Genomic DNA, 26,153 nt, shown 5'->3' on the forward strand with positions numbered 1-26,153 from the left:
CCGGGTGACGGGGTGCACGAGGGCCGGGCGGGCGGGGGTGTGTCGCGGGGGCGTGGCGGGTCTGGCGGGAGCCGAGCGAGGAACGAGCGAGGCGGCTGGAAGATCGCGCGACACACCCCCGCCCGCACGGCGCGGACCGCTGCGACAGACCCTCGCCCCCGACGACGTGACGCGGGTCACGTCTCATTTCCGGCACGAGGGTGTTGCGAAAAGCGGGGGAGGTGAGGCTACGCTAACCATCGCGACCTCGGCGCCCGCCCCGGACGCACCGTCCCGTCCGCATGAACCGGGGTCCCCGTGCTCGCAACGTTCGTCATCGGCCTCCGCGAAGGCCTCGAGGCAGCGCTGATCGTCGGCATCCTCGCCGCGTTCCTCAAGCGCAACGGCGCATCGCTGCGGCCGTTGTGGATCGGCATCGGCGCCGCGGTCGTCCTGTCGGTCGCGGTGGGCGTGACGCTCGAGGTGGTGTCGTCGAGCCTCCCGCAGCAGGCCCAGGAGGGCATGGAGACCGTCATCTCGGCCGTCGCCATCCTGTTCGTCACGACGATGATCGTCTGGATGAGCAAGCACGCGCGCGGGCTCAAGAAGGAGCTCGAGGCCCACGCGGGCGAGGCCCTGCGCGAGGGGACGGCGTGGGCGCTCGCGGGCATGGCGTTCCTCGCGATCGTCAAGGAGGGCTTCGAGACCTCGGTCTTCCTCCTCGCGACGTTCCAGGCGTCGACGAGCACGGCCGCGGCGGTCGTGGGGGCCGCGCTCGGAATCGTCGTCGCCGTCGGGCTGGGCATCGGGCTGTACCACGGCGGGGTCCGGCTCAACCTGGGCAAGTTCTTCCAGTACACGGGGATCTTCCTCGTGTTCGTGGCCGCGGGCCTCGTCCTTACGATGCTGCGGCACGCGCACGAGGCGGGCTGGATCACGATCGGTCAGGGCCGCACCGTGGACCTCACGTGGCTCGCGCCGGTCGGCTCGGTCCGGGCGGCGCTCATCAGCGGCATCCTCGGGATGCCCACGGACCCGCGCGTGATCGAGCTGCTCGGCTGGGCGCTCTACCTCGTGCCGATGCTGGCGCTCGCGGTGTGGCCCGCCAAGCGGCGGTTCCAGGGACGCGCGGCGCTGCGTCTCGAGCTCGCGCTCGCGGGCGGCCTGGGCGTCGCCGCGGTCCTGCTCGCGGTCCTCGTCCCCACGGTCCCGGCCTACCGCTCGACGACGCCCGCCCCGGTCGTCGCGTCGGCGGACGGCTCGACGCCGGTCGGAACGGCCGGGCTGGGCGGGGAGAACCGCATCCTGGGCGTGCTCGACACGGACGGCAGGATCCGCAGCACGGTCTCGTTCGACGGTGCGCCGAGCGCCGCGGTGGTCGTGGCGGGCGTCGACGCGCGCGAGTCGCACGTGACCACGACGCTGCCCACCAGCGACCTGCCCGCGACCGTGACCCTCGACGACCTGCTCCGCTACGGCGGCGGCAAGCTCCCCGTCGGGGTGAGCGCCGACCTCACGCCGGGTCCGTTCGACGCCGCCTGGTCGCAGACCAGCGAGACCACCGCGTGGACCACGTCCACGGACACCCTGCTCGACGCCACCCAGACCACCACGACCGTCCTCACGCTCGACGGCGGCGGCCTGAGCGCGCCGCGCACCCTCACCGTCGCGCCCGGCTCGCTGGGCGGCGTCGCGGACTGGACCGTCGCGCCGTCCTACCGGGACGCCGTCGTGCAGCGGACCACCGCCGCGGATCTCGCCGCCCAGGACCGTGACCTGTGGCGCCGTTACCTCCCTCTCGTCCTCGCCGTGGCCGCCCTCGCCCTCGTGGCGGCGGCGCTGCGTCGTCGGAGCGCGCTCGTCCGCGCTGCCGCCGCGGCGGACGAACCCGCAACCCTCGCCTCGCCCCAGGCGGTCCCCGGCGCCGCCGCTGTCGGCGCCCAGAACTCGTAGGAGCACACGAACGATGCAGTCCTCCCTCTCCTTCCGCGCGCGCCGGGTGCGCACCGTCGCCGGGCTCGCGGGCGTGCTGGGCGCCGTCGCGCTCGTCGCCGCCGGCTGCTCGGGCGACGGCGACGCCACGGCCAAGCCGGGCGCGACGTCGTCGGGCGGCTCGACCAAGGTCGACGTGACCCTGACGGCCGCGAGCGGCGCGGACGCGTGCGAGCTGTCCTCGACCTCGGTCCCGGCGGGCCCGGTGACGTTCACGGTCACCAACAAGGACTCCGCCGCGATCAACGAGGTCGAGCTCCTGCTCAACAACCGGATCGTGGGCGAGAAGGAGAACCTCGCGCCCGGCCTCGCGGCGGTCAGCTTCACCACGACGCTCGACGGCGGCGCCTACGAGTTCTACTGCCCGGGCGCGGAGAAGGACACCGTGGCGTTCACGGTCAGCGGCCAGGCCGCGGCGGCCCCGACGGGCAGCGTCCAGTCGATCCTCGCCGAGGGGACGGCCGCATACGGGACGTTCGTCCAGAGCCAGCTCGCGGCCATGGTCGTGGGCGTGAACAACCTGAAGAAGGCCGTCGACGCGGGCGACCTCGCCGCGGCCCAGCAGGCGTACGCGACCGCGCGCCCGTTCTACGAGAAGATCGAGTCGGACGTCGACGGGTTCGTCCTGCCGGGCTTCAAGGCCACCGACAACAAGGGAAACCTCGACTACCTCATCGACATGCGGGCCTCGTCGCTCGACCCGGCGGTCGGCTGGCACGGCATCCACGCCGTCGAGCGCGACCTGTTCGGCACCAAGAAGATCGACGCCGGGACCAAGAAGTACGCCGCCGAGCTCGCGACGAACGTCGCGAAGCTGCAGGACCTCGCGAAGGGCCTCGAGTTCAAGCCCGAGGACCTCGCGAACGGCGCCGCCGGACTGCTCGAGGAGGTCCAGGCGAACAAGATCACGGGCGAGGAGGAGAAGTACAGCCACCTCGACCTGGCGACGTTCGCGGGCAACGTCGAGGGCGCCGAGCAGGCGTTCGCGGACCTCCAGCCGGGCCTCGAGAAGATCGACCCCGACCTCACCGCGCAGGTCACCGCCCAGTTCGACGCGGTGAAGACGACGCTCAAGAAGTACCAGGACAACAGCGTGCTCGGCGGCTACGTGCTGTGGACGCCCGAGCTGCGCAAGACCGACGCCGCCACCCTGTCTCGAGCGATCCAGGGCCTCCAGCAGCCGCTGTCGAAGGTCGCGGAGAAAGTCGCGACGGCCCGGTGAGCGGCTCCTCCCACGACGACGGGCGCTTCTCGCGCCGGGCGTTTCTCGGCGCCGGCATCGGTGGGCTCGCCGTCGGCGCGCTCGGCGGCGTGGGCGGGACGGCCTGGGCCCGGTCCGAGGGCGCGGACGCCGCCGCGCCCTCGGACGGCGTGCCGTCACACACGGCCTACCCGTTCTACGACCGGGCCCACCAGGGCGGGATCGACACCCCGCAGCAGCGGCACGCGATCTTCGCCGCGTACGACCTCACGGTCAGCGATCCCCGCAGCCTCCAGGTCCTCCTCGCGCGCTGGTCGGCGGCGATCGCGCAGTTCCAGCGCGGCCGCTCGCTCGGGGCGGTCGAGCCGACACGGTCGAGCGCCGTCCCCACGGACACGGGCGAGGCGGCCGACCTCGAGCCGGCGGGCCTCACGGTCACGATCGGGCTCGGTCCCGGCGTGTTCGACGACCGGTTCGGGCTCGCCGACCGCAAGCCCGCGAAGTTCGGGCCGCTGCCCGCCCTGCCGAGCGAGCGTCTCGAGGAGAACCTCACGGGCGGCGACCTGTCGCTGCAGGCGTGCGCGGAGGACCCGCAGGTCGCCTACCACGCGATCCGGGTGCTGTCCCGGATGGCCCAGGGCTCCGCGACGGTGCGCTGGACGGTCATGGGCTTCGGCCGCGCGTCGGCGGGCAAGGGCCAGAGCACGCCCCGCAACCTCATGGGCTTCAAGGACGGCACCCGCAACATCAAGTCGGACGCCGACCTCGCGTCGTTCGTCTGGCACGACGGCGCCGACCAGGCGTGGATGAAGGGCGGCACCTACCAGGTGGCGCGCAAGATCCAGATGCACATCGAGAACTGGGACTCGGACTTCATCGGAGACCAGCAGGCCGTGTTCGGGCGTTCCAAGCAGGAGGGTGCGCCCCTGTCCGGGGCGCACGAGTTCGACGCCCCGGACTTCGCGAAGAAGGGCGCCGACGGCGAGCCCGCGATCCCCGCCACGTCGCACGTCGCGCTCGCGGCGCACGAGAACAACGGCGGGCTGAAGATCCTGCGCCGCTCGTACAACTTCACGGACGGCATGAACGCCGACGGGCAGATCAACGCCGGCCTGCTGTTCATCGCCTACATGAACGACCCGGCCGCGTTCGTGACCCTGCAGACGAAGCTGGGCCAGTCGGACCGGCTCAACGAGTACATCGCCCACGTCGGGTCGGGTGTGTTCGCGGTGCCCCCCGCCCCCGCGTCGGGGAGCTACGTCGGCGAGGCGCTGTTCGGCTGACCCGGTTCAGCTGAGCCGGCGCCGCACCCACCAGACGGACAGCGCGACCGCCGCGGCCGCGAGCACGACGAGGATGCCCGTCTCGACGAGCTGGAAGTCCCAGAACCGGCTCGCGGGCTGGTAGGTGACGTCCTGCCGCAGCCCGAGCGAGCCGACCCAGTCCATGCACTGCTGGCCGGGGAGATCGCGGGAGCATTGGGTCGGGTCCGCGGGCCCGACGAACAGCTTCCCCTCGGGGGTGAGCGTCCGGTTGGAGAGCACCAGGGCGCCCTTCTGGGCGAAGTTCACGACGACCTCCATGTGCCCGCCGTTGGTCTCGGCGAAGGTCTGGATGTCGCGCAGGTCGAGCGGGACGTTCGAGTGCACGGGCGGGACCAGGTGCGGCCTGAGCCAGAGCGAGAAGGTGAGCATGACGCCGGCGACGACGGCGAACGTCGTCGCCATCGCGGGCACGGTGCGGCGCATGACCGCACCGAGGAGCACGCCGACCGCCACGGCCAGCAGGGCGTAGCCGACGGGGACGATGCCGCGCGCCAGGTAGACGCCGGGCTGCAGGCGGCCGCCCTGGGCGGAGTCGATGGGACTCGCCCACCAGGTGAGCGCGAGCGACGCCAGGCCGGCGGTCACGGCCGCGGCCCCGAGGACGAGGCCGAGCCGGGGCAGGAGCCAGCGGGTCCGTGTGACGCTCTGGGTCCAGGCGACGCGGTAGGTGCCGGCCTCGAGCTCGCGTGACACGAGGGGCGCGCCCCAGAACACGCCCGCGAGGATCGGGACCCCGATCACGGCGAGCATCCCGACGGTGTAGAAGGCGCCGGTGAGCCCCGACTTCGCGTCGTTGAGGAACGACTGCGCGAGCGCCGAGCACCGGTCTCCGGTGCAGGCCGTGCTGCCGCTCTCCGCGTACAGGGAGGCCAGGTGCGGGCCCGTGGCGACCGCCACGACCGCGAGGCAGGCGAGCAGGGCGAGAGCGAGGTAGCCCTGGGCGCGGAACAGGCGCCAGGCGAGCCAGGTCATCGGGCGACCTCCGGGGACGAGACGGTGCGAGGGGAGGGGGCGGCGGCGCGCGCCATGTAGGTGAGCACCAGGTCCTCGAGGCCGAGCTGCTCGACCTGGACCCGGTCTGCGACGACGGGCAGTGCGCTCCGCACGACGACGGTCCGGTGGCGCCCGTTGTCGGTCGCGTGCACCAGCTCGGCGCCGGGCGGCAGCGCGTCGAGGTCGCGGGCGTCGCCGGTCAGGCGGTAGTGCGTGCCCGTCGCCTCGTCGATGTCGCCCGCGAGCTGCACCCGGGAGCCGGTCAGCACCACGACGTGGTCGCAGACGCGCTCGAGGTCGCTCACGAGGTGCGACGACAGCACGACGGACGCCTCGTGGTCGACGACGTGCGCCATGAGTCCCTGGAGGAACTCGTGCCGGGCGAGGGGGTCGAGACTCGCGGCGGGCTCGTCGAGGAGGAGCAGCTCGGGGCGCTTGGCGAGTGCGAGCGTGAGCGCGAGCTGCGCCCGCTGGCCGCCCGAGAGCCGGGCGGCCTTCTGGGTGGTGTCGAGGCCGAGGTCCCCGATCCGGCGCTCCGCGAGCTTGGCGTCCCAGCGCGGGTTGAGGCGGCGACCGAGCTGGAGGTGGTCGGCCACCGTGAGGTTCGCGTAGGTGGGCGCGTCCTGCGCGACGAACCCGACGCGGGCGAGCTGGTCGGGGCCGGAGGCAGGAGCGTCGCCGAGCACCTCGATCTCGCCCGACGTCGGCCGCAGCAGTCCCGCGGCGAGGCCCAGGAGGGTCGACTTGCCGGCGCCGTTGGGTCCGACGAGCGCGACCACGCGCCCGGTCGGGATGTCGAGGGTGCAGTCGTCGAGCGCGGTCCGGCGTCCGTACCGCTTGGTGAGGCCGCGGGCCGCGAGCGCCGAGGTCATGGCTCGACCCGCAGGTGCTCGCGCAGCGTGCCGTGGACGAGGGCCTCGACGCTCTCGTCGTCGAGCCCGGCGCGTTGAGCGTCCTCGATCCAGCGCACGAGGTCGGCGCGGAGCCGGACGTACGAGGCGGCGGGGACACCTCCTGCGAGGGAGCCGGTGACGAACGTGCCGAGCCCGGGACGCGGCGTGACGAGCCCGGCGTACTCGAGCTCGCGGTACGCCTTGTGCACGGTGTTGGGGTTGATGGTGACCGTCGAGACGACCTCGCGGACGGTCGGGAGCTGGTCACCCTCGCGGAGGAGGCCGAGCCGGAGGGCGTGGCGCACCTGCTGCACGATCTGGAGGTACGGCGCGACGCCGGACGAGGAGTCGAGGTGGAACTGGATCATCGGTCATCCCATTCTGCTAGGGCATTAGCACAATAGGACGGCGGGGCGCCTTCGGGCAACCGTCGAGTTCCAGGGGTGCGGGGTGCGCGCGTGGGGGCGCCTGGCGGACGGCGTGTCGTCAGGCGGCGGCGAGCTGCTCGCGGACCTGCCGCTTGGCGCGCGTGAGGATCCCGGACATGCCGTTGAGGCGGAGCGGGCTCACGGCGTTCGTGAGGCCGAGGCTCATCGGGTAGTCGTCCGGCACGTCGAGGACCTCCCGCGGGCTGAGCCCGTCGAGGCCCTGCGCGAGGATCGACGCGAAGCCGCGCGTCGTCGGCGCCTCGGCCGGCGCGGTGGCGTAGAGGTGGACGCGCTGGTCGCCGTCGATCTCCGCGAACGCCCGCACGGGCGACTGGCACTCCTCGACGCGCTCGAGCATGCCCGGCGCGTTCTGGTAGCGGACCGGGATCTCCGGCAGCTCGCGCGAGAACTCCAGGAGGAGCTGCAGCCGGTCGCGCTCGCCGAGCGCGAGGAAGTCGTCGCGGATCTCCGCGAGCACGGGCGGGAGCGTCGTCTCGGTCACGGGTCCATCCTTCCACTGGTGCACGGGCACGGGGGTGGTGTCTCACCGCCGGGGCGTCGCGCCGTCGGCTTGTCAGAACCTGACGGCAGCAGAGTGCGGTCAGCTTCTGACAGCCCGCGGGGGATCCGACGACGACGGCGCCCGTCTCTGCGGGGAGGCGGGCGCCGTCGTCGGGGGTGCTCCGGGCGGAGCGGGCGGCTCAGGCCGCGAGCTCGCCCGGCTCCTCGCCCTTGGCGATCGGGACGCGGACGGCGTTGCCCCACTCGGTCCAGGAGCCGTCGTAGTTGCGGACGTTCTCGAGGCCGAGGAGGAAGTGCAGCGCGAACCACGTGTGGCTCGAGCGCTCCCCGATGCGGCAGTAGGTGATCACGGCGTCGTCCTCGGTGAGGCCGAGGCCGCCGTCGCGGTAGATGCCCTCGAGCTCGGCGCGGGACTTGTAGGTGCCGTCCTCGGCGACCGCGGTGGCCCACGGCACGTTGCGCGCCGTCGGGATGTGGCCGCCGCGCAGGACGCCCTCCTCCGGGTAGTCCGGGATGTGCAGGCGCTCGCCCGTGTACTCGGGGAACGACCGGATGTCGACGAGCGGGCCCCGGCCGATGTGCGCGAGCACGTCCTCCTTGAAGGCGCGGTACGTGACGTCGTCGCGCTCGGCGGCCGGGTACTCGGCCGGCTCGGGCGCCGGGGCATCGGTCGTGAGCTCGCGGCCCTCCGCGACCCAGAGGTTCCGCCCGCCGTCGAGGAGGCGGACGTCGGCGTGGCCGTAGAGCGTGAAGAGCCACGCGGCGTATGCGGCCCACCAGTTGTTCTTGTCGCCGTAGACGACGAGCGTCGTGTCCGGGGTGATGCCCTTCGACGCGAGCAGCGCGGCGAACTCCGCGCCCGTGATGAACTCGCGCACCTCGGGGTCGTTGAGGTCGGTGTGCCAGTCGATCTTCACCGCGCCGGGGATGTGGCCCGTCTCGTAGAGCAAGACGTCCTCGTCCGACTCGACGACGACGAGGCCGGGGTCGCCGAGGTGCTCGGCGAGCCAGGCGGTGGTCACGAGGCGCTCAGGATGCGCGTACTCGTTGATCTTCGGGGAGCTGGTGTCCAGTGCGGCAGGCATGGGACCCACTCTAGGTCCGGCGGGGCCCCGCCGGGAGGGGGCCGTCTCGGTCGGTGAGACGACGTGTCCGGATCCAGGGACCGGCTCAGGAGCCCCAGCCGGCGAGGCGCCCGAGGGCGACGAACGCGGCGGCCAGGAAGAGGAACACGTTGAGCCCGAGGTTCTCCGTCTCGTGCCGGCGCAGGTGCACCGTCACGGCGCCCACCTGGAGGGCGGCGAGGCAGGTCGCGGCGATCGGTGTGAGGATCTCGGCGATGCCCGTGGCCTCCGGGACGATCAGCCCGACGGCGCCCAGCACCTCGGCCGCGCCCACGAGCTTGACGGTCGCCGCGGAGAAGTCGTCGACCCACGGCATCTGGGCGTGGAGCGTCTCTCGCGTGTAAGCGAGCTTCATGATCCCCGTTCCCAGGTGCACGGCGGCGAGGATGCCGGCGACGATCCACAGGGCGAGGTCCATGGGGCTCCGATCGTGAGGTGCGAACGGGCTCATCGTCCGTGAATCTGGAGGGAGAGGCAAGCACGATCGCGAGCCCGCGGAGGTGGAGAGTGTCGAGGTCGCAGGCAGGTTCCGACGACGGGCGCTGGTCCCAGGACGTCACCGAGCACTCGGACGCCATCGACCTCGAGGACGGCGTCTTCACGTGGAAGGACCCGAAGCGCATCGCGCGGTCGCTCCGCGACTCGGCCGAGGCCAGCGGACGGCGCAAGAGCTCGCCCTACCGGTCCGCGATGTCGATGCTCACGTTCTACGTCAACCGGGCGGGCAAAGACCTCGACGCCGACCAGCGCGACGTGCTCGAGCGGGCCAAGGACGAGCTGCGCGCGCTGTACGGGAAGGACTGACACCGCCCGGCGTTGCGCCGGGCGGTGCCGGCGGGCTCAGCGGTACCACTCCTCGTCGATCGAGGCGAGGCGCGACGGGTGCACCTCGCCACCGAGCCCGTAGAAGCGCTGGAAGCTCATGAGGAGCGGGCGCCACCGGTCGGGGTCGACCCGGTGCGCGGTCCCCGCCATCCGGACGTCCTCGTGGACGTGCACGCGTGTGACCCGGACCTCGAACGCGACCACCGACCCGGCCTCCTCGGGGTCGTCGCGCTCGAGCGGGTGGGTGTGGACGAGCCGCGCCTCGAGGTTGACCGGGCACTGGGCGACGCGGGGCGGCGCGACGGTGTCCGACGGCACCGGGGTCAGGCCGGCGCGGCCGAACTTGTCGGGCTCGTGCCGGTACCCGGCCGCGGACTTGCGCGCGGACACCGGGTCGCGACCCGTGGTGAGGGCGATCCGGTCGACGGCGTCCACCTGGGCGGACGAGGGCAGGTTGAGCACGCACTCACCGGTCGCCTCGAGGTTGAGCGCGGTCTGGGACCGGGCGCCCAGTCCCAGGACCGCCGTCTTCCCGAGCCAGAACACCGACGACATCGGCGCGAGGTTCGCGTGGCCGCCGGCGTCCAGCGTGCTGAGGAGGACGACGGGCGTGCCGAAGTAGAGGATCGCGGGATCGATCACGGCGTGGGTCGGGGTGGTCGTGGCGGCGGGTGCCGGGGTGGTGAAGGTCATGCCTCCAGCGTCGACGGCCGGGGCCGGGCGCGTCTGGCGGGAATCCGACGCCTCACCCGGCGGCCGGACGGCGTAGGACCATGACGTCCATGCGGCCCTCCTGGACGGTCTCGCCGCGCTGGTTCCGGAGCGTGACCTGCCGCTCGACGACCCCGTACGTGCCCTTGCTCGTCGGGCGCGCGCCGAGGATCTCGACGGTGCACGTGAGGGTGTCGCCGATGAAGACAGGCGCCGTGAAGCGCCACCCGTCGATCCCGAGCAGGGCGACCGCCGTGCCCTCGAAGACCCCCGTGCGGGCGATCAGCCCGAGGCACAGGGACGCGCCGAGCATGCCGTGCACGATCCGCTGCCCGTAGCGCGTGCCCGCCGCGAACTCCGTGTCCGTGTGGACCTGGTTGGCGTCACCCGTCCAGGCCGCGAACGACACGACGTCGGCCTCCGTGATCGTCCGGCCCGGGGTCGTGAGCACCTGGCCGGCGGCGAAGTCCTCCAGGTGGCGAGGAGGGCCGAACGTCGGGGGTGCGGGGTGGAAGGAGGGCTCGGTCGCGGGGGAGGTGGCGTCGTCGGGCACGGTGCGACCGTACTCCCGTCGCTCGCGGGGCGGCGCGCTCCGCGCCCGCGTGCGGGTGGGCCGCACTCCGTCAGGGGAGCAGGACGAGGCGCGTCCCGCGGGCCTCGCCCGCCTCGAGCCTCCGGTGCGCCTCGGCGGCGCCGGCGAGCGGGAGCTCCTCGACCGCGCGCGGGCGGAGGGCGTCGTCGGCGACGAGCAGGTTGATGCGGCGCGCCGCCGCCGCGAGCTCGTCGACCGTCGCGACGGAGATCGCGAACCCGCGCAGCTGCAGGTCGTGCGTGTACACGGGCCCGACAGGCAGCTCGGGCCGCGCCCGCATCCCGGCGAGCAGGACGACGCGTCCCCGCGGGGCCATGAGCCCGACGGCCAGGTCGAGGTCGTGCTGTCCGGAGGTGTCGACGTGGACGTCGACGCCGTCCGGTGCCGCCGTGCGCAGCCGGGCGGCGAGGTCGAGGGAGCGGTAGTCGACGACGGCGTCCGCACCGAGCGCGCGGACCACGTCGGCATCCTCGGCGCGGGCGGTCGCGACGACGCGTGCCCCGGCACGCGCGGCGAGCAGCACAGCGGCCCGGCCGACGTGTCCCGCGGCGCCCGCGACGAGCACGGTCTCGCCCGGTCGCACGGCGCCGTGGAGCTCGACGGCGAGGAACGCCGTCGCGGCCGGGTGGAGGACCGCGACGAGCTCCGCCGGCGCGACGTGGTCCGGTGCGTGGTAGAGCCGGTCGGCCGGTACCGCCGCGTACTCGGCCGCGGCACCCTGGCGTCCCGCGTGACCCAGGCTGTTCGTCCACACCCGGTCGCCGACGGCGAAGCCTGGTACGCCCGGGCCGCACGCGACGACCGTCCCGACGAGGTCTCGGCCGACGACGAACGGCGAGGGCAGAGGCGTCGCGTAGGCGCCCGACCGGACGAACGTGTCGACGTGGTTCACCGCGACCGCCTCGACCCGGACGAGGGCGTCCGTGGGCCCCGGCGTGGGGACCGGGAGCGTGTCGTAGCGGATGGACTCGGCGGGCCCGGGATGGTCGACGAACGCCGCGTGCATGCGGTCCGGGAGCGCGGTCACCCGTCCAACGTACCCACGACGGCGCCACGGCACGTGGCGCGCACGTGCACGTTGCTTTCCCCTCGGGAAAGTGATTGACTTTCCTGTATGGAAACAGACCCTGGTGGCCCGGGCGACGCCGAGCGCACGCTGCAGCAGATCGCGGCCGACCGGGCGCGACTCGCCGGTCGCATGACGGCGCCGCGCTGGTACGGCCCGCTCGTCGGGCTCCTCCTCGCGGCTCTGCTCGTGTCGACGCTCGTCGGCGACGGCTGGTGGCGCTACCTGCCCGCGCTGCTCGGCCTGGGCGTCGCGCTCGCGCTCGACGCCGGGTACCGCCGCGCGACGGGCATCGTCCGGAAGGCGCCGCGGGGCGGCCGCGCGCTGCGCGTCGAGGTCCTGCAGGTCGGGGCGGTCATCGTCCTGTACTGCGTCGCGGCGCTCTTCGCGGGTATGCACGAACCGCTGCTCGTCGTCGCGGTCGCGCTCGTCGGCCTCGCCGTCGGCTGGGGCCTCGTCCGGCTCACCGACCGCGCCGTCGCCGGCGACCTGCGCCGTGCCGTCTGACCCGCTCTTCGACCCCGCGATCCACGCCCCGAACCGGCTGCGGCTCTGCGCCGCCCTGCGGGTCGTGGACCGGATGGAGTTCAGCGCCCTGCGCGAGGTCCTCGAGCTCAGCGACGCGAGCCTGTCCAAGACGATCGCGGCGCTCACGGACGCGGGCTACGTGCGCACCGCCAAGGCGGCGTCGAGGACGCGAGACGACGCCCGCCGCACGACCTCCGTCGCGCTCACCGCGACCGGGCGCCGCGCGTTCGACCGGCACATGGCGGCCCTGCGCGAGCTCGCCGGCGACAGCTGGGAGGGCGCTACGCGCGGTACCCCTGCGTGAACCGGGACGCGCCCAGCCGCAGCAGGTCCTCGTCCGGGACGAGCGGCGGGACCTCGGGGTCGTCGGGCAGCTCGAGCGTCGCGGCGAGCCGGACGTCCCGCGACGACGCGCCGACCTCGACGACGAACTCCCCGCCCTCGCGACGCCACGCGCCGAAGCGCCCGTCGCCACGGTCGACCGCGACGTCCCAGTACGCGAAGTCGCGGCTGACCAGCGTGAACGTGACGACGGCGCTCGCACCCGGCTCGAGCGTCACCTTCTCGAACCCGCGGAGCTCCCGGACGGGCCGGCGCACGGCGGCGTCGGGGTCCCCGACGTAGAGCTGGACGACCTCGCGGCCTGCGACCGGTCCGGTGTTCGTGACCGTGCAGCGCACGCGGACGTCCCCGGCGTCCGCGTCGAGCACCTCGACCTCGAGCCCGGAGTACGCGAACGTCGTGTACGAGAGCCCGTGCCCGAACGGGTACCGGACCTGGCGGCGCAGCGCGTCGTACCAGCGGTAGCCGATGAACACGCCCTCGCCGTAGAGCACGGTGCCGCGCTCACCCGTCCAGGTGACGTAGCCGGGGGCGTCCTCGACGGCGAGCGGGAACGTCTCGGCGACCTTCCCCGACGGGTTGACCCGCCCGAGCAGCACGTCGACGACGGCGCCCGCCCCGGCCTGACCCGGCAGCCACGCCTCGACGATCGCGTCCACGCGGTCGTGCCAGGGGTCGAGCGTCACGGCGGCCCCGTTCGACAGCACGACCACGAGCGCGGCGCCGGTCCTCTCGCGCAGGTCGGCGAGCCGGCCGAGCAGGGCCACCTGGTCGGCGGGGAGCGCGAGCGTGGTCCGGTCGTCGGCCTCCTGCTCGAACGCGAGCGGCAGCCCGACGAACGCCACCACCACGTCCGCGCCCTCCGCGGCAGCGACGGCCTCGTCGGCGAGGCGGACCGCGGCGGGCGAGAGCGGACCGGCGGCGACGCGCTCGGCGGCCGCGGCGAGGCGCAGCGCCTCCGCCAGCGCGGCCGACCGCCGGGCCGGGCCTGTGCCGTCGTCGACGAACGTCGCGCCGTGCGCGTCGAGGTAGGCGCGCAGGTCGTCCTGGTACGCGTCCTTCGGGGTATGCACGTAGCCGGGGGCGTAGCCGACCCGGTCGCCCAGCGCCGCACGCAGCTCGACGAGCGCCGAGTCGACGCGGGTCGGGTCGACCCCGGAGGAGCCGCCGCCCTGGATCCGGGCGTGCTCGGCGAACGCGCCGACGACGGCGACCCGGCCGACGGCGAGGGCGTCGAGCGGGAGCACGGCCCCGACGCCCGCAGCCGGCCCGGCCGCCCGGGGCTCGTTGCGCAGGAGCGTCACGGCGCCGGCGGCGGCCTCACGAGCGAGCGCGTGGTGCTCGTCGGCGCGCAGCAGGGTGAGCTGCTCGGGGGTCAGGCGGTCGCCGGGGGCGACCCCGAGGTCCATGACCGGGCCGTCCACGAGGTCGGGGCCCGGGTAGGTGCGGGCCACGAGCGTGAGGACACGCCGGGCGGCGGCGTCCACCACGGCCTCGTCGAGCTCGCCGGCCCGCACGGCCGCGACGACCTCCGCGTCGGTGACGCCACCGGTGCCGGGCATCTCGAGGTCGAGGCCCGCACGGAGCGCGGCCACGCGGTGGTGGACGGCGTTCCAGTCGGACACCACGGCGCCGTCGTAGCCCCACTCGTCGCGCAGGACGTCGGTGAGGAGCCAGCGGTTCTCGGAGGCGTGGACGCCGTGGAGCCGGTTGTAGGAGCACATGACGGTCCAGGGGTTCGCCTGCTTCACCGCCCGCTCGAACGCGGCGAGGTACGTCTCGCGCAGCGTCCGCTCGTCGGCCTCGACCGAGATGCGGGTGCGCTCGATCTCCTGGTTGTTGGCGGCGAAGTGCTTGAGCGACGTGCCGACCCCGACCGACTGCACGCCCTCGACGTACGCGGCGCCCAGCTCCCCGGACAGCAGGGGGTCCTCGGAGAAGTACTCGAAGTTCCGGCCGCACAGCGGCGAGCGCTTCATGTTGACGCCCGGCCCGAGCACGACCTGGACGCCCTCCGCGCGCGCCTCCTCGCCGATCGCGGCGGCGACCCGCCGGACGAGGTCGCGGTCCCAGGACGCCCCCATCGCGGACGCCGTCGGGAACCCGGTGGCGGGCACCCAGACCATGTCGACGCCGGTCTCCTTGCGCAGGCCGTGCGGGCCGTCGCCGACCTCGATGGCCGGGACGTGGACGCCGTCGGCGGGGCGCTCGATCGTCTCGGTGTACCAGTCGTCGTGCCCGGACAGGAGGGAGGCCTTCTCCTCGAGGGTGAGGGCGGCGAGCGTCGCGTCGACGTCGAAGGGGGCGGTCATCGGTGTCCTTGGTTCGTGGTGCGGTGTCAGGTGAGGAGGAAGTCGTCGGGGTGGTCGTCGCGCACCCGGGCGAGGAGGTCGGGTCCGACGTCGACGCCGCCCTCGGCGAGCGCGTCGAGCACGACGCCGGACAGCGGCGAGGCGGTGGCGACCGTCACGCCGGCCGCGGGCGCGACCTGGGCGAGCTCGGCCACGAGGGCGTCCCGCATGGCCGGGTGCTCGGACGTCGCGACCGAGCCGTTGAGCAGCACGGGCAGCTCGCCGGACGCCAGGTCGACGCCGACGCGCCGGGCGCACCACTGCGCGTACCCGACGAACGCGCGGGCCTGCCGGGCGACGATCTGGACCGCGACGTCGTCGCCGGCGCCCGCGGCCGCGAGCACGGCCCGCGAGGCACGCCACAGGTCCGAGTGGGGCCGGGCGCCGAACCGCCGCGTGAAGGTGTGGCGGAGCTCCCAGGCGTCGGCGACGCCGAAGAGCCCTAACAGCTCGTCGGTCAGGGCCGTGGCGGGGCCGAGCCCCATCCACGCCCGGACGACGGCCGCGAGCGCGGCGTTGCCGAGCCCGCCGCCGCCCAGGTCGTCGAACACGAACATGCCCGAGCACTCCTCGCGCCCGTCGCGCGAGCGGGCGGCGACCGCGGGACCGGTGCCGACGGTGATCGACACCGCGACCCCGGAGCCGTCGAGGAGACGCAGCGACGCGAAGCCGTCGTTCTTGATGGTGCGCGGTCCGAGCTCCGGCAGGCGCTGCGCGAGCTGCTCGTCCCAGAAGGCGGCGTCCTCGGGGTAGTCGACGCCGGCCAGGCGGAACGCGGAGGACGTCAGGTCGCCCGTCGACACGCCGGCCTCGCGACGCGCCGTCCCGACAGCCCCGAGGACGGCGTCGAGCGCCTCCGGCACGCTGGGCGCGCCGTAGATGTCGCCGCAGGCGCCGCGGCCCCGTCCCAGGACGGTGCCCTCGCCGTCGACGACGAGGGCGACCGTCTTGGAGTTGCCGGCGTCGACCGCCAGATGGAAGGTGCTCACTTCAGGAGGCGCTCCGGCAGGTACGCGCGGTGCGCGTAGGCCATCTCGTCGTACAGCTCCTCGGCGACGCGCAGCGTCGGGACCATCGGGTTCGCGGCGAGGGCCCGGATGCCGTCGGCGCGCGTCCCGTTCCAGGCCGCCTCGGCGGCGAGGTACTGGTACTCGGCGAGCTCCTGGACGAGGCCGCGCACGGCGTGGGGGAGCGGCTTCTGCGGCAGCGGGTGCACGCCCTGCGCGTCCACCGTCGACCACATCTCGACGACGACGTCCTCGTCGAAGCCCGGCAGCGCACCGCCGGTGTTCGGCAGGTTGACGGGCAGGCGGGCGCCCGTGTCGTTGTAGTAGGCGCTCATGACGTCGATCGCGAGCTCGAGCTCGTGGATGCCGCCGCGCGAGCGCTTCGGGTCGAGGTCCGGGACCTCCGCGTGCGCCTGCTCCTCGTAGTGCTCCCAGTAGCCGGGGAGCGCCGCGAGCAGGTCCTCGGCGCGCGTCGTCCGGGCGCCCTGCAGCTCGCGCAGGACCTCCTCGCGGAAGTAGTAGTACTGGAAGTAGTCGCTCGGCACCGAGCGCATCGTCGTCGCGAGCTGCAGCATGCGCTTCGAGTGCACGTCCAGGGTCGGGTCGTCCTTGCGCTCCGCCCACGCGGCGTCGAGGAGCGGCATGAGGTCCTGGCCGTCGTAGGTGTGCTCGAACGACCAGCAGTTGTGGTTGACCCCGGCCATCACGACGTTCGCCCGCGCCGGGTCGAGCCCGGCGGCGCGCAGGACCGTGTTCGGGAACGTGATCGGCCCCTCGCACATCGACCACATGGTCCGGTCGGTGAAGCGGGTGACGGCCTGCGACACGATGTTCACGGGGTTCGTGTAGTTGAAGATCACCGCGTCCGGGGCGACGGCGTCGAGGTCCTTGATGATGTCCTCGTAGATGTGCACCGAGCGCAGGGACATGAAGAACCCGCCGGGGCCCTGCGTCTCCTGGCCGATCACGCCGTGCTTGAGCGGGATGCGCTCGTCGAGCGCGCGCGCCGCGAAGTCGCCGGGACGGAAGCTCGAGAGCACCGCGTCGGCGTCGGTGAGCGCGGCGCGGCGGTCGGTCGTCGACGAGATGGTGATGTCGAGGCCCTGGTCCTTCGCGATCTTCGTCGCGATCGTCTCGACGGCCTTGAGCCGCTCCGGGTTGACGTCCTGGATGACGACCTCGGACCCGTCGAACTCCTTGCCGTGGGACAGGAAGGACGCCATGGTCCCGGCGCCGCGGGAGGACCCGCCGCCGATGTACACGAGCTTGATGCCAGCCATGAGATGAGTTTCCTTCGGTCGTGAGGGTGGGAGAAGGGGGCGGGGCTAGAGCCCCGCGGCGGCGCGGTCGGCGACGAGCGTCGGGTTCTTGCACTCGACCGCGATGGTCGCGGGCCAGTCGGGCTCGTAGGTCCGGGCTGCGGCGATCCGCGCGTAGGCGTCGCGCTTGTGCTCGCCGCAGACGATCATGACCACCTCGCGCGAGCTCGCGGCGATCGTGTCGACACCGACCGTCACGCCGTGCGTGGGCACCATGTCGAGCCGCGTGAACTCGGGGAACGTGCACATGTTGTCGCGGCGCGTCGCCTCGCCGAGCTCGGTCACGTGCGACCGCGAGTCGCGCGGCGTGCCGGGCTGGTTGAAGGCGATGTGCCCGTCGGACGCGCCCGTGGCCAGCAGGAAGAGGTCGATCCCGCCCGCCGCCGCGATCCGGTCGTCGTAGGCGCCGGGGGTCGCGGGGTCGGGCAGCCAGATCTCGGCGGGCGCGACGGTGCCGGCGGCGCGGCACCCCGCGGCGATCGGGCCGAGGATCTCGCGCCGCGCGAAGCCGAGGCACGAGTAGGACAGGTCCGGGTCGACGCAGCGCAGGACGCCGTCGGCGTCCGGGACCACGTACTCGTCCATCATCACGACGACGAGCCTCGACAGGTCCGCGCCGCGGGCGGCCAGCCGGCCGAGGGCGTCGTAGGTGGGCTGTCCGGTCCGGCCGCCGGGGCAGCCGAGCAGGAACGACGAGCCGTCGGTCGCCGCGAGGCGGTCGAGGATCATGGCCGCGACCGCGTCGCCGACGGCGTCGGCGTCGGGCAGGACCGTGGGCTGAAGAGTCACGTCTCCCCCTGGGAGGTGGTTCGGAAGGGTGGTACGGCGGGTCACGCGGCGGGCGGTCATTCCTTGATCGCGCCGGCGAGCATCCCGGAGATGAACTTGCGCTGGAAGATCACGTAGAGGATCAGGACCGGAGCGGCGACGATGAGGCCACCGGCCGCCATGAGGTTGATCTGCGTGACGTACTTGCCCTGGAACACGCCGAGGGCGACCGTCGCGGTCTGGTTCGCGCCGTGCAGGAACACCAGGGACAGGAAGTAGTCGTTCCACGTCCACATGAAGCTCAGCAGGATCAGCGTGTAGATCGCGGGGCGGACCATCGGCGTCGCGAGGTACCGGAGCATCTGCAGCGGGCCTGCGCCGTCGAGCTCGGCGGACTCGAACGTGGCCCGGGGGAGCGCGCGGAACGCGGCGCGCATCCAGAAGATGCCGAAGGGGACACCCATCCCGAGGTTGATGAGGATGATCCCCGGCAGCGAGTTCGTCATCCCGAGCGTCCGGAACTGGTAGTACAGCGGGACGATGATGGCCTCCATCGAGATCATCATCCCGAGCAGCACGACCGGGAACAGGACCTTCTCTCCGGCCACGCCCAGCACCCCGAATGCGTACCCGCCGAGGAGGGCGAGCACGACCTGCCCGACGACGACGGAGACCGCGATGATCAGCGAGACCGTCATCGCCCGCGAGAAGCCGGCCTGCGTCCAGGCCGTGGCGAAGTTGTCCCACTGGAAGCTCCCGACGCCGACGGGCTTCCCGGACCGGTCCGGGCTGAGCGCCGCCGCGACGAACGTGCCGATCGGGAACAGGACGATCACGGCCATCACCGTGAGGACGACGTAGTTGACCGTGCGTTCGGTCTTCGAGATCCGCATGGTCAGTCCCTCTCCGAGACGCGGGTGATGACGAGCGCGACGGCCAGGCAGAGCACCGCCATGACGACGCCGATCGCCGCCGCGAGCCCGACCTGCGGGTTCTGGAACGCCGCCTTGTACAGCGCGACGGCGGGCGTGAGGGTCGAGGTTCCCGGCCCCCCGTGCGTGGTGATCCAGACGAGGTCGAAGGTGCGCAGGGCGGCTGTGATGGTCAGCGTGAGCGCGATCGCGAGCTGCCCGCGCAGGCCCGGGAGCGTGATCGCGAAGAACTCACGGACCGGCCCGGCGCCGTCCACCCGCGCCGCCTCGTAGAGCTCGGGCGCGATCGCCGAGGTGCCCGAGATGAACAGGACCATGCAGAACCCGAAGGTCACCCACGTGCCGATCAGGCCGAGCGCCGGCAGCGCCCACGTGAAGTCGCCGAGCCAGGTGCGGGCGAGCGAGCCGAGGCCCACCGCGCGCAGCGCCTGGTTGAGCGGGCCGTCGGGCGCGTAGATCCGCTTGAAGACGAGGGCGATGACGACGGTCGTCATGACCTGCGGCAGGAAGAAGATCCACCGGTAGACCGCCATCCCGTGCTGCTGGCCCCGCGTGAGCAGGGCCGCCGACAGGAGGCCCAGCGCGATCGGCAGGAGCGCGAAGAACCCGATGAGCACGAGCACGTGGCTGAACGTCGACCGCAGGACCGGGTCGGTGAGGAACGTGACGTAGTTCTGGAAGCCGACCCACGACGGCGTGCTCACGCCGTCCCACTTGTAGAACGAGTACTGGACGGACTGGACGAGCGGGACGAGCACGACCAGGCCGTAGATGCCGAGCGGCAGGGCCGCGAAGGCGAGGCCGACCCACCGCCGCCGGCGTCGCAGGGAGCGACGCCGGACGGCGGTCGCCGGCGCGGTCGCACCCGCCACCGAGGCCGGCGCGCCGGCCTCGGTGGGGGCGTTCGTCGAGCGGGCTACGGCGGACACGGTCAGCTCTGCCCGCTGAGGAACGCGTCACGGTCGGCGTCGACCGCGGAGGTGAACTTGTCCGGGGTCATCTTGCCGGCGAACACGAGCTGCAGGTTCTGGCCCAGCGTGTCGAGCATGGTCGGGCTCGACCAGTCGAAGTACGGGACGTAGCCGTCGTCGCTGTCGAGCGCCTTCGCGGCCGCGGACTCGCCGGTCAGGCTGAGCGAGGACGCCGGGACGGTGACGTCGTGCGAGAGCGCCGGGACGAGGCCGAGGTCGACCGCCGCCTGGCCCGCGGCCGGCGACATCAGGTAGTCGAGGAACGCCGCGGCGACGTCGGGGTGCTTGCTCTTCGAGGAGACGACCATCGCGCCCGGCGCGGCGCCGACGCCGACGGTCTTGCCGTCGGCCTGGGGCAGCTGGACGTAGCCGAAGTGGCCCTGCTGCTTCGCGTCCAGGCCGAGCGACCCGGTGTACTCCCACCGGAAGACGCCCTGCCCGCCCACGAAGTTCGCGACCGCCGTCTGGTAGTCGATGCCCGCGAAGTCCTTCGGGAACCAGCCCGCGTCGGCCCACTTCTTGACCGTGGTGACGGCGTCGGTCATCGCGACGTCGGTCGCCTTCACCGACGGGTCGTCGTAGATGTAGTCGTTGAGCTTGTCCTTGTTCGCCATCACGGCCTGGAGGCCGAGGAGCACCGAGGTCGAGCCGTCGAGACTGCCGTACTCGAACGGGATCTCGCCGGCGGCCTTCGCCTTGGCCGCGTCGGACTCGAGCTCGTCGAGCGTCTTCGGCGGGTCGATCCCGAGCTTCTTCAGCTTGTCGGCGTTGTAGTACAGGCCGATGAGCGAGGTGCGGGCCATCGGGGTGGAGAACCACGAGCCCGAGCCCATCGTCTTGAAGTCCGTCGTGAACTGGTTCTGGCGGGCGATCGTCGTCGGGACGGTCTTGTCCCAGCCGTACGCCTTGACGTACGGGTCGAGGTTGAGGACGAGGCCGCCCTTCGCGAGGGTCCCGAGCGACTGCCAACCGTTGTTCGCGGTCGCGATGTCGGGGCCGTCGTCGTCCTGGAGCTGGAGGTTGAGGGTCGAGTTGAGCTGGCCCCAGTCCTCGGTGGTCCGCTTGATGGTGACGTTGGGGTACTTCTTCTCGAAGTCCGCGATCGCCTGCTCGATCCACTTGCCCTCGGCCGAGCCCCAGAAGTCCGTCAGCTTGAGCGTGACGTCGCCCGCCGACGCGATGTCGGTCGAGACCGAGCTCGGCTCGTCGGTGGTCTTGCTGCTGCCGCCTCCCGGCGCGCACGCAGCCATGGTCAGAGCGAGGCCCGCGGCGACCGCGGCGGTCGTCGCCACCCGTGCCCGAAGAACGTTCATGATCACTCCGTCGTGTTCGGGGGTCGTGTCCGGTGCGCCGGCCGGCGCGTCCTTTCACGGCCCGATGTCCGGGACCCTAGACGACAGTGAGCCAGTTAGTCCAGTTGCAACCAGTTGGCCAGACTGGTCGAACCAGGGCCGGGCTACTGGTATGTTGCCCCCGTGACCAGTTCCAGTGCCGCGACGCAGGCGTACGAGCGGCTCGCCCACGACCTCACCGTGGGGCGGTACGCCGCCGGCTCGCGACTGCCCGGCGAGCGCGACCTCGCCACGGAGCTGGGCGTCAGCCGCGCGACGCTGCGCGTCGCGCTCGGGCGCCTCGAGTCCGAGGGCACCCTGCAGCGCTCCGCCCAGCGTGGCTGGTTCGTCCCGCGCGAGATGATCGGCGAGCCGCCCAGCACGCTGCAGTCGTTCACGGAGATGGCGCGAGCCCGCGGGCTGCGCCCCACCGCGCAGGTCCTGCGGCACGAGACCCGCCCCGCGACCCTGGACGAGGCCGAGAAGCTGCGGATCGCCCCCGCCGCGCCCGTCATCCAGGTCGACCGGCTGCGCGGCATGGAGGGCACCCCGGTGTGCTTCGACGTCGTCGTCGTCTCCGCGCAGCGAGCGGCCGCCCTGGCCGACGCCGACCTCACCGACGCGTCCCTCTACGACGAGCTGCGCGAGCGGTGCGGGATCGAGATCCACCGCAGCGCGTACACGCTCATGGCCGCCGTCGCCGACGCCGAGCTCGCGCGGCTCCTGGGGACCGCCGTCGGGGCGCCCGTCCTGGTGGGCGACGAGGTCGCGTACACGTCCGACGGCGTCCCGGTCCTCGTCGGGACCAACACCTACCGCGGCGACGCCTACCGCTTCGAGGCGGACCTCTTCCGCCGGGCCTGAGCAGCGGCCGCGTCCGGAGGACGCCGGGCATCCACCGATCGGTGGATGCGGTCACCCGCCGGACGGCGCAGCGGTCGACCCCGGCGGCCGATACCGCCTGACCAGCGGCGACGGAAGGCTTGAGGGCAACGGAAGGAGCCCCCGATGCCCTCGAACCAGCCGGTCATCGCGATCGACCACCTCAGCAAGTCCTACGGCGCCAAGCGCGCCGTCGTCGACGTCAGCCTGTCCGTCGAGGACGGCGAGATCTTCGGCATCCTCGGCCCCAACGGGTCGGGCAAGACCACCACCGTCGAGTGCGTGTCCGGGCTGCGGCACCGGGACGGCGGGTCCGTCCGCGTGCTCGGCGCCGACCCCCAGACCGACCGCTCGGCCGTCCGTGCGCAGGTCGGCGTCCAGCTCCAGGAAGCGGAGCTGCCCGCCAAGCTCACGGTCCGCGAGGCGCTCACGCTCTACGCCTCGTTCTACCCGGACCCCGCCGACTGGCGTGAGCTCGTCGACGTGCTCGGCCTCGGGCCCAGCCTGGGGACGCGGTTCGGCAAGCTGTCGGGCGGCCAGCAGCAGCGGCTGTCCATCGCGCTCGCCCTCGTCGGCAACCCGAGGATCGCGATCCTCGACGAGCTGACCACCGGCCTCGACCCGGCCGCGCGCCGCGAGACCTGGGACCTCATCGAGCGCGTCCGGGACCGCGGCGTCACCGTCGTCCTCGTCACCCACTTCATGCAGGAGGCGGAGCGCCTGTGCGACCGCCTCGCCGTGATCGACGCCGGCCAGGTCGTCGCGATCGACACCCCCGGGGGCCTCGTCGAGCGCCTCGACACCCGCCAGGAGCTGCGGTTCCGCCCCTCGCGCTCGTTCGACGACGCCCTCCTCACCGACCTCGGCCCGGTCGACCAGCTGGTCCGCCGCGGCACCGAGGTCCACGTGACCGGGACCGGCGACGTGCTCGGCGCCGTCGTGTCCACCCTCGCCCGTGCGGGGATCGTCGCCGAGGGCCTGCGGGTCCAGCAGCCCAGCCTCGACGACGCGTTCCTCGCGATGGTCGGCCACGAGTCCTCCTCGCGGTCGGCCGCGACCCCCACCACCCAGGAGCAGTCATGACCGCCGCAGCCGTCCCCACCGCCTCCGCGCCGCGCGTCGGCGCCGCCCCCGCGGGCCGCGTGTTCCGCAACCTCCTGCGCAGCGAGGCCCTCCTTGCCTGGCGCTCGGGTGCCGCCGTCTTCTGGTCGGCGTTCCTGCCCGTGGCCGGGCTCGTCGTCATCGGCTCGATCTCCGGCAACCGCGCCCCGCAGGACGGGCTCGGCGGCCGGAGCGTCCTCGACACCTACCTGCCGATCCTCATGATGTTCTCGCTGACGATCTCGGTCGTGACGCTCATGCCCCCGACGCTCGCGGTCTACCGCGAGAAGGGGATCCTGCGACGCCTGTCGACGACGCCGGTCCCGCCCTCACGCCTCCTCGGCGCGCAGGCGGTGATCTACGCGGGGCTCGGCGTCCTCGTGTCGGTGGTCCTGCTCGTGGTCGCCGTCGCCGCGTACGACGTGAACCTGCCCGACCAGCTCGCCGGGTTCGCCGTCTCGCTCGTGCTCGTCGGGGCCGCGACGACCGGGCTCGGCCTCGTCGTGGCGGCGCTCGCCCCCAACACACGGGTCGCGAGCGCTCTCTCGACCCTCCTCTTCTTCCCCCTGATGTTCTTCGCGGGCCTGTGGATCCCGCGGGCCTCGATGCCGTCCGGGCTGCGGGCCGTGAGCGACTGGACGCCGCTCGGCGCCGGGGTCCGTGCGATCCAGGCCACCGTCGACGGGCACTGGCCGCCGCTCTCGAGCCTCCTCGTGCTCGCGGGCTGGGCCGTCGTGTGCGGCGTGGTCGCGGCTCGCACGTTCCGGTGGGAGTGACACCATCGTCATCGTGAGCAGCACAGACGACGCCGGCGGGACCGCTCCCGTGTCGCCCAGCCCTGGCGCGCCGACGCCCCGGACCCCCGCGGCCCGCGACGCCGGCGCGCCCGTCGTGCTCGCCGGGACGGCGGACCCGATCGAGGACCCGTGGTGGTCCCGCATCGACCGGATCGGACGCCGTCTCCTGCTGCCGGCCCTCGCCGTCTCCGCGGTGCTCGCCGTGCTGTCGGAGCAGTCCGGGTACGGGACGCCGGACCGGCTGCGGGCAGCTCTGGGGCTCACCGCGCTCGCCGCGGTGTGGGTCGTCCTGTTCCCCGGGCGCCCGCGGCACTTCGGCACTACCGGCGACGCCCTCGTGTTCGCCGTCCACGTCGCGCTGAGCGCGGTGCTCACCTGGTTCAACCCGTGGTTCGCGATCTTCGCCTGGACGGGCTTCGTCATCGCGGACGAGCGGGTGCCGCGCCGCGCCCTGCCCTGGGCCGTCGTCCCGGTGGCGCTCGTGCTCGCCGCGTCGCAGGTCGGCGGCTACCCCGACGACCTCGGCGCCTGCCTCGTGTGGTTCCTCGTGGCCGCCGTGAACTACGGCATCGCCATGGCGCTGTACGTGAACATCGAGCGCGGCGTCCAGCGCAACGCCGAGCTCGCGCGGGCCAACGTCCGCCTCGAGGCCGTGATCGCGGAGAACGCCGGACTGCACGCCCAGCTCGTCGTCCAGGCCCGTGAGGCGGGCGTCCAGGACGAGCGCCAGCGGCTCGCGGGCGAGATCCACGACACCCTCGCGCAGGGCCTCGCGGGCATCGTCACGCAGCTCGAGGCGGCCGACGGCGCCCCCGACGACGCCGTCCGCCGCGGTCACCTCGACCGCGCCCGCGCGCTCGCCCGCGAGAGCCTCACCGAGGCGCGCCGCTCGGTGCGCGCGCTGCGGCCCGAGCAGCTCGAGCGCGCGACGCTCGGCGAGGCGCTCGCGGAGCACGCCGTCGCGTGGACCCGGGCGTCGGGGATCCCGGTGCAGGTCGAGATCACGGGCGCGGTCCTGCCTCTGCCGGGTGACGTCGGGTCGGCGCTGTTCCGCGTCGCCCAGGAGGCGCTGACGAACGTCGCGAAGCACGCGGACGCGTCGCGGGTCGGGGTGACGCTCACCTACCTGTCGGACGTCGTCGTGCTCGACGTCCGGGACGACGGCGTCGGCTTCGAGCCCACCGCCGGCCCGTCCGGGCACGGTGCAGGGCCGTCGTCGGACGACGACGGCTACGGTCTGGTCGGGATGGTGGCGCGGCTCTCGCGCGTCGGCGGGTCGCTCACGATCGAGACGGCTCCCGGCGAGGGGGTCGCGCTGAGCGCGTCGGTCCCGGCCGGCACCGGGGCGCGCGACACCGAGCGCCACGACGAAGGGACGGCACGATGACAGGAACCGCACGGCCCGGAGCGGCGGTGCGCGTGCTGCTCGTCGACGACCACCCCGTCGTCCGGGACGGGCTCCGGGGCGTCCTGGAGAGCGAACCGGGGATCGACGTCGTCGGGGAGGCCGGGGACGGGGCGGAGGCGCTCGCCCGGCTCGACGCCCTCGCCCGCGACGCGACCGCGCGCGACGACGGTGCCGGCGTCGACCTCGTCCTCATGGACCTGCGGATGCCGCGCATGGGCGGGGTCGAGGCGATCGGGCACGTCCGCGAGCGGTTCCCCGAGGTGCGGGTCCTCGTCCTGACCACGTACGACGCCGACCGCGACGTCCTGCCCGCGATCGAGGCCGGCGCTACCGGCTACCTGCTCAAGGACTCGCCGCGCGACGTCCTCGTCGACGGTGTCCGGGCCGCCGCGGCGGGGCGCCCGGTGCTCGCGCCGTCGGTGGCGGGGACGCTCATGGGGCTCGTGGGCGCGCCCGCCGGCGGCGAGCCCGTTCTCAGCCCGCGCGAGCTCGAGGTGCTGCGGCTCGTCGCGTCGGGCGCGACCAACCGGTCGGCGGCCCGCCAGCTCTTCATCAGCGAGGCGACGGTCAAGACCCACCTGCTCCACCTGTACGAGAAGCTCGGCGTCCGGGACCGCGCCGCCGCCGTGGCCGTCGCCTACGAGCGCAAGCTCCTGGGCTGACCCACGCCGTCCGCCCTCACCCCACCCGTCCGCCCTCACCCGCCGGCCTTCCCGTGAGTGCGTACTTCTTGTGCGACACGCCAGGCGTGTCGCACAAGAAGTA

27 protein-coding genes are annotated in these 26,153 nt (G+C 73.3%); 11 read left to right on the top strand and 16 right to left on the bottom strand.

The features are described from left to right. Nucleotides 1-297 precede the first annotated feature (297 nt). The 3 genes from efeU to efeB are packed head-to-tail and all read left to right on the top strand — an operon-like array spanning nt 298 to nt 4,455. A complete protein-coding gene (efeU, locus tag ACFT5B_RS09145) occupies nt 298-1,932 on the top strand; it encodes an iron uptake transporter permease EfeU (protein ID WP_386797682.1) in 1,635 nt (544 codons plus the stop codon). A 13-nt stretch (nt 1,933-1,945) separates the two neighbouring features. Beyond that, nucleotides 1,946-3,193 carry an iron uptake system protein EfeO gene (gene efeO / locus ACFT5B_RS09150; RefSeq protein WP_386797683.1) on the top strand — a complete coding sequence of 416 codons (1,248 nt, stop codon included), beginning with the start codon at nt 1,946-1,948 and terminating at the stop codon, nt 3,191-3,193. Beyond that, nucleotides 3,190-4,455: an iron uptake transporter deferrochelatase/peroxidase subunit gene (efeB, locus tag ACFT5B_RS09155; RefSeq protein WP_386797684.1), complete on the top strand. Its 1,266-nt coding sequence runs from the start codon at nt 3,190-3,192 to the stop codon at nt 4,453-4,455. The genes efeO and efeB overlap by 4 nt, the downstream gene beginning before the upstream one ends. Before the next feature lie 6 nt (nt 4,456-4,461). Here efeB and ACFT5B_RS09160 read toward each other — a convergent pair whose 3' ends face one another. The 6 genes from ACFT5B_RS09160 to ACFT5B_RS09185 all read right to left on the bottom strand — a co-directional run bounded on the left by ACFT5B_RS09160 (nt 4,462) and on the right by ACFT5B_RS09185 (nt 8,875). Then, nucleotides 4,462-5,469: a hypothetical protein gene (locus tag ACFT5B_RS09160; RefSeq protein WP_386797685.1), complete on the bottom strand. Its 1,008-nt coding sequence runs from the start codon at nt 5,467-5,469 to the stop codon at nt 4,462-4,464. Then, nucleotides 5,466-6,362, bottom strand: a complete 897-nt coding sequence (locus ACFT5B_RS09165; RefSeq protein WP_386797686.1) for an ABC transporter ATP-binding protein — start codon at nt 6,360-6,362, stop codon at nt 5,466-5,468. Before ACFT5B_RS09165 ends, ACFT5B_RS09160 begins: the two co-directional genes overlap by 4 nt. Beyond that, nucleotides 6,359-6,751 carry a GntR family transcriptional regulator gene (locus ACFT5B_RS09170; RefSeq protein WP_386797687.1) on the bottom strand — a complete coding sequence of 131 codons (393 nt, stop codon included), beginning with the start codon at nt 6,749-6,751 and terminating at the stop codon, nt 6,359-6,361. Before ACFT5B_RS09170 ends, ACFT5B_RS09165 begins: the two co-directional genes overlap by 4 nt. A gap of 118 nt (nt 6,752-6,869) precedes the next feature. After that, nucleotides 6,870-7,313, bottom strand: coding sequence for a SufE family protein (locus ACFT5B_RS09175; protein ID WP_386797688.1), 444 nt, complete (start codon nt 7,311-7,313; stop codon nt 6,870-6,872). Nucleotides 7,314-7,512: 199 nt separating this feature from the next. Next, nucleotides 7,513-8,418, bottom strand: a complete 906-nt coding sequence (locus ACFT5B_RS09180; RefSeq protein ID WP_386797689.1) for a sulfurtransferase — start codon at nt 8,416-8,418, stop codon at nt 7,513-7,515. An 85-nt stretch (nt 8,419-8,503) separates the two neighbouring features. Beyond that, on the bottom strand, nt 8,504-8,875 hold the full coding sequence (locus ACFT5B_RS09185) for a DoxX family protein (protein WP_386797690.1): 372 nt from the start codon (nt 8,873-8,875) through the stop codon (nt 8,504-8,506). 89 nt (nt 8,876-8,964) lie between these two features. On the opposite strand from ACFT5B_RS09185, the gene ACFT5B_RS09190 reads away from it, so the two are divergent. Then, complete coding sequence (locus ACFT5B_RS09190; protein WP_386797691.1) at nt 8,965-9,261, top strand: DUF3175 domain-containing protein; 297 nt, start codon at nt 8,965-8,967, stop codon at nt 9,259-9,261. 36 nt (nt 9,262-9,297) lie between these two features. Here the strand turns inward: ACFT5B_RS09190 and ACFT5B_RS09195 are convergent, their stop codons facing one another. From ACFT5B_RS09195 to ACFT5B_RS09205, 3 genes are all read right to left on the bottom strand, one after another. Further along, nucleotides 9,298-9,975 (bottom strand): flavin reductase family protein, encoded by a 678-nt coding sequence (locus tag ACFT5B_RS09195; RefSeq protein ID WP_386797692.1) that lies wholly within the window; start codon nt 9,973-9,975, stop codon nt 9,298-9,300. Between the two features lie 52 nt (nt 9,976-10,027). Next, a complete protein-coding gene (locus tag ACFT5B_RS09200; protein ID WP_386797693.1) occupies nt 10,028-10,546 on the bottom strand; it encodes a MaoC/PaaZ C-terminal domain-containing protein in 519 nt (172 codons plus the stop codon). Nucleotides 10,547-10,616: 70 nt separating this feature from the next. Then, nucleotides 10,617-11,612 (bottom strand): NADPH:quinone reductase, encoded by a 996-nt coding sequence (locus ACFT5B_RS09205; protein WP_386797694.1) that lies wholly within the window; start codon nt 11,610-11,612, stop codon nt 10,617-10,619. A gap of 87 nt (nt 11,613-11,699) precedes the next feature. Here ACFT5B_RS09205 and ACFT5B_RS09210 point away from each other — a divergent pair, with 87 nt between their 5' ends. Beyond that, entirely contained in the window at nt 11,700-12,158 is a 459-nt protein-coding gene (locus ACFT5B_RS09210; protein WP_386797695.1) for a hypothetical protein, read from the top strand. Beyond that, nucleotides 12,148-12,483, top strand: a complete 336-nt coding sequence (locus ACFT5B_RS09215; protein WP_386797696.1) for a transcriptional regulator — start codon at nt 12,148-12,150, stop codon at nt 12,481-12,483. Before ACFT5B_RS09210 ends, ACFT5B_RS09215 begins: the two co-directional genes overlap by 11 nt. Here the strand turns inward: ACFT5B_RS09215 and ACFT5B_RS09220 are convergent. From ACFT5B_RS09220 to ACFT5B_RS09250, 7 genes are read right to left on the bottom strand one after another with little or no spacing between them, the layout of a single operon-like run. Next, nucleotides 12,461-14,833, bottom strand: coding sequence for a beta-glucosidase (locus tag ACFT5B_RS09220; protein ID WP_386797697.1), 2,373 nt, complete (start codon nt 14,831-14,833; stop codon nt 12,461-12,463). The genes ACFT5B_RS09215 and ACFT5B_RS09220 overlap by 23 nt on opposite strands. A gap of 26 nt (nt 14,834-14,859) precedes the next feature. Next, on the bottom strand, nt 14,860-15,861 hold the full coding sequence (locus tag ACFT5B_RS09225) for a BadF/BadG/BcrA/BcrD ATPase family protein (RefSeq protein ID WP_386797698.1): 1,002 nt from the start codon (nt 15,859-15,861) through the stop codon (nt 14,860-14,862). Next, entirely contained in the window at nt 15,858-17,159 is a 1,302-nt protein-coding gene (locus ACFT5B_RS09230; RefSeq protein ID WP_386797699.1) for a hypothetical protein, read from the bottom strand. The genes ACFT5B_RS09225 and ACFT5B_RS09230 overlap by 4 nt, the downstream gene beginning before the upstream one ends. 45 nt (nt 17,160-17,204) lie before the next feature. Next, complete coding sequence (locus ACFT5B_RS09235; protein WP_386797700.1) at nt 17,205-17,987, bottom strand: 6-phosphogluconolactonase; 783 nt, start codon at nt 17,985-17,987, stop codon at nt 17,205-17,207. A 56-nt stretch (nt 17,988-18,043) separates the two neighbouring features. Next, nucleotides 18,044-18,859, bottom strand: a complete 816-nt coding sequence (locus ACFT5B_RS09240; protein WP_386797701.1) for a carbohydrate ABC transporter permease — start codon at nt 18,857-18,859, stop codon at nt 18,044-18,046. A 2-nt stretch (nt 18,860-18,861) separates the two neighbouring features. Then, on the bottom strand, nt 18,862-19,827 hold the full coding sequence (locus ACFT5B_RS09245; protein WP_386797702.1) for a carbohydrate ABC transporter permease: 966 nt from the start codon (nt 19,825-19,827) through the stop codon (nt 18,862-18,864). 2 nt (nt 19,828-19,829) lie between these two features. After that, nucleotides 19,830-21,182, bottom strand: a complete 1,353-nt coding sequence (locus ACFT5B_RS09250) for an ABC transporter substrate-binding protein (RefSeq protein ID WP_386797703.1) — start codon at nt 21,180-21,182, stop codon at nt 19,830-19,832. A gap of 162 nt (nt 21,183-21,344) precedes the next feature. Between ACFT5B_RS09250 and ACFT5B_RS09255 the strand changes: the two genes are divergently transcribed. The 5 genes from ACFT5B_RS09255 (at nt 21,345) to ACFT5B_RS09275 (ending at nt 26,050) form a co-directional block, all read left to right on the top strand. After that, nucleotides 21,345-22,064: a GntR family transcriptional regulator gene (locus ACFT5B_RS09255; RefSeq protein ID WP_386797704.1), complete on the top strand. Its 720-nt coding sequence runs from the start codon at nt 21,345-21,347 to the stop codon at nt 22,062-22,064. A gap of 144 nt (nt 22,065-22,208) precedes the next feature. Beyond that, nucleotides 22,209-23,165 (top strand): ABC transporter ATP-binding protein, encoded by a 957-nt coding sequence (locus ACFT5B_RS09260; protein WP_386797705.1) that lies wholly within the window; start codon nt 22,209-22,211, stop codon nt 23,163-23,165. After that, on the top strand, nt 23,162-23,959 hold the full coding sequence (locus ACFT5B_RS09265) for an ABC transporter permease (protein WP_386797706.1): 798 nt from the start codon (nt 23,162-23,164) through the stop codon (nt 23,957-23,959). Before ACFT5B_RS09260 ends, ACFT5B_RS09265 begins: the two co-directional genes overlap by 4 nt. 13 nt (nt 23,960-23,972) lie before the next feature. Beyond that, the gene (locus ACFT5B_RS09270) at nt 23,973-25,367 is read left to right on the top strand and encodes a sensor histidine kinase (protein WP_386797707.1); all 1,395 of its coding nucleotides are present in this window, start codon (nt 23,973-23,975) and stop codon (nt 25,365-25,367) included. Next, complete coding sequence (locus ACFT5B_RS09275; RefSeq protein WP_386797708.1) at nt 25,364-26,050, top strand: response regulator; 687 nt, start codon at nt 25,364-25,366, stop codon at nt 26,048-26,050. Before ACFT5B_RS09270 ends, ACFT5B_RS09275 begins: the two co-directional genes overlap by 4 nt. Nucleotides 26,051-26,153 lie beyond the last annotated feature (103 nt).

Origin of the sequence: Luteimicrobium sp. NPDC057192 (genome assembly GCF_042670205.1) — a bacterium.
Classification (GTDB): Bacteria; Actinomycetota; Actinomycetes; order Actinomycetales; family Cellulomonadaceae; genus Luteimicrobium.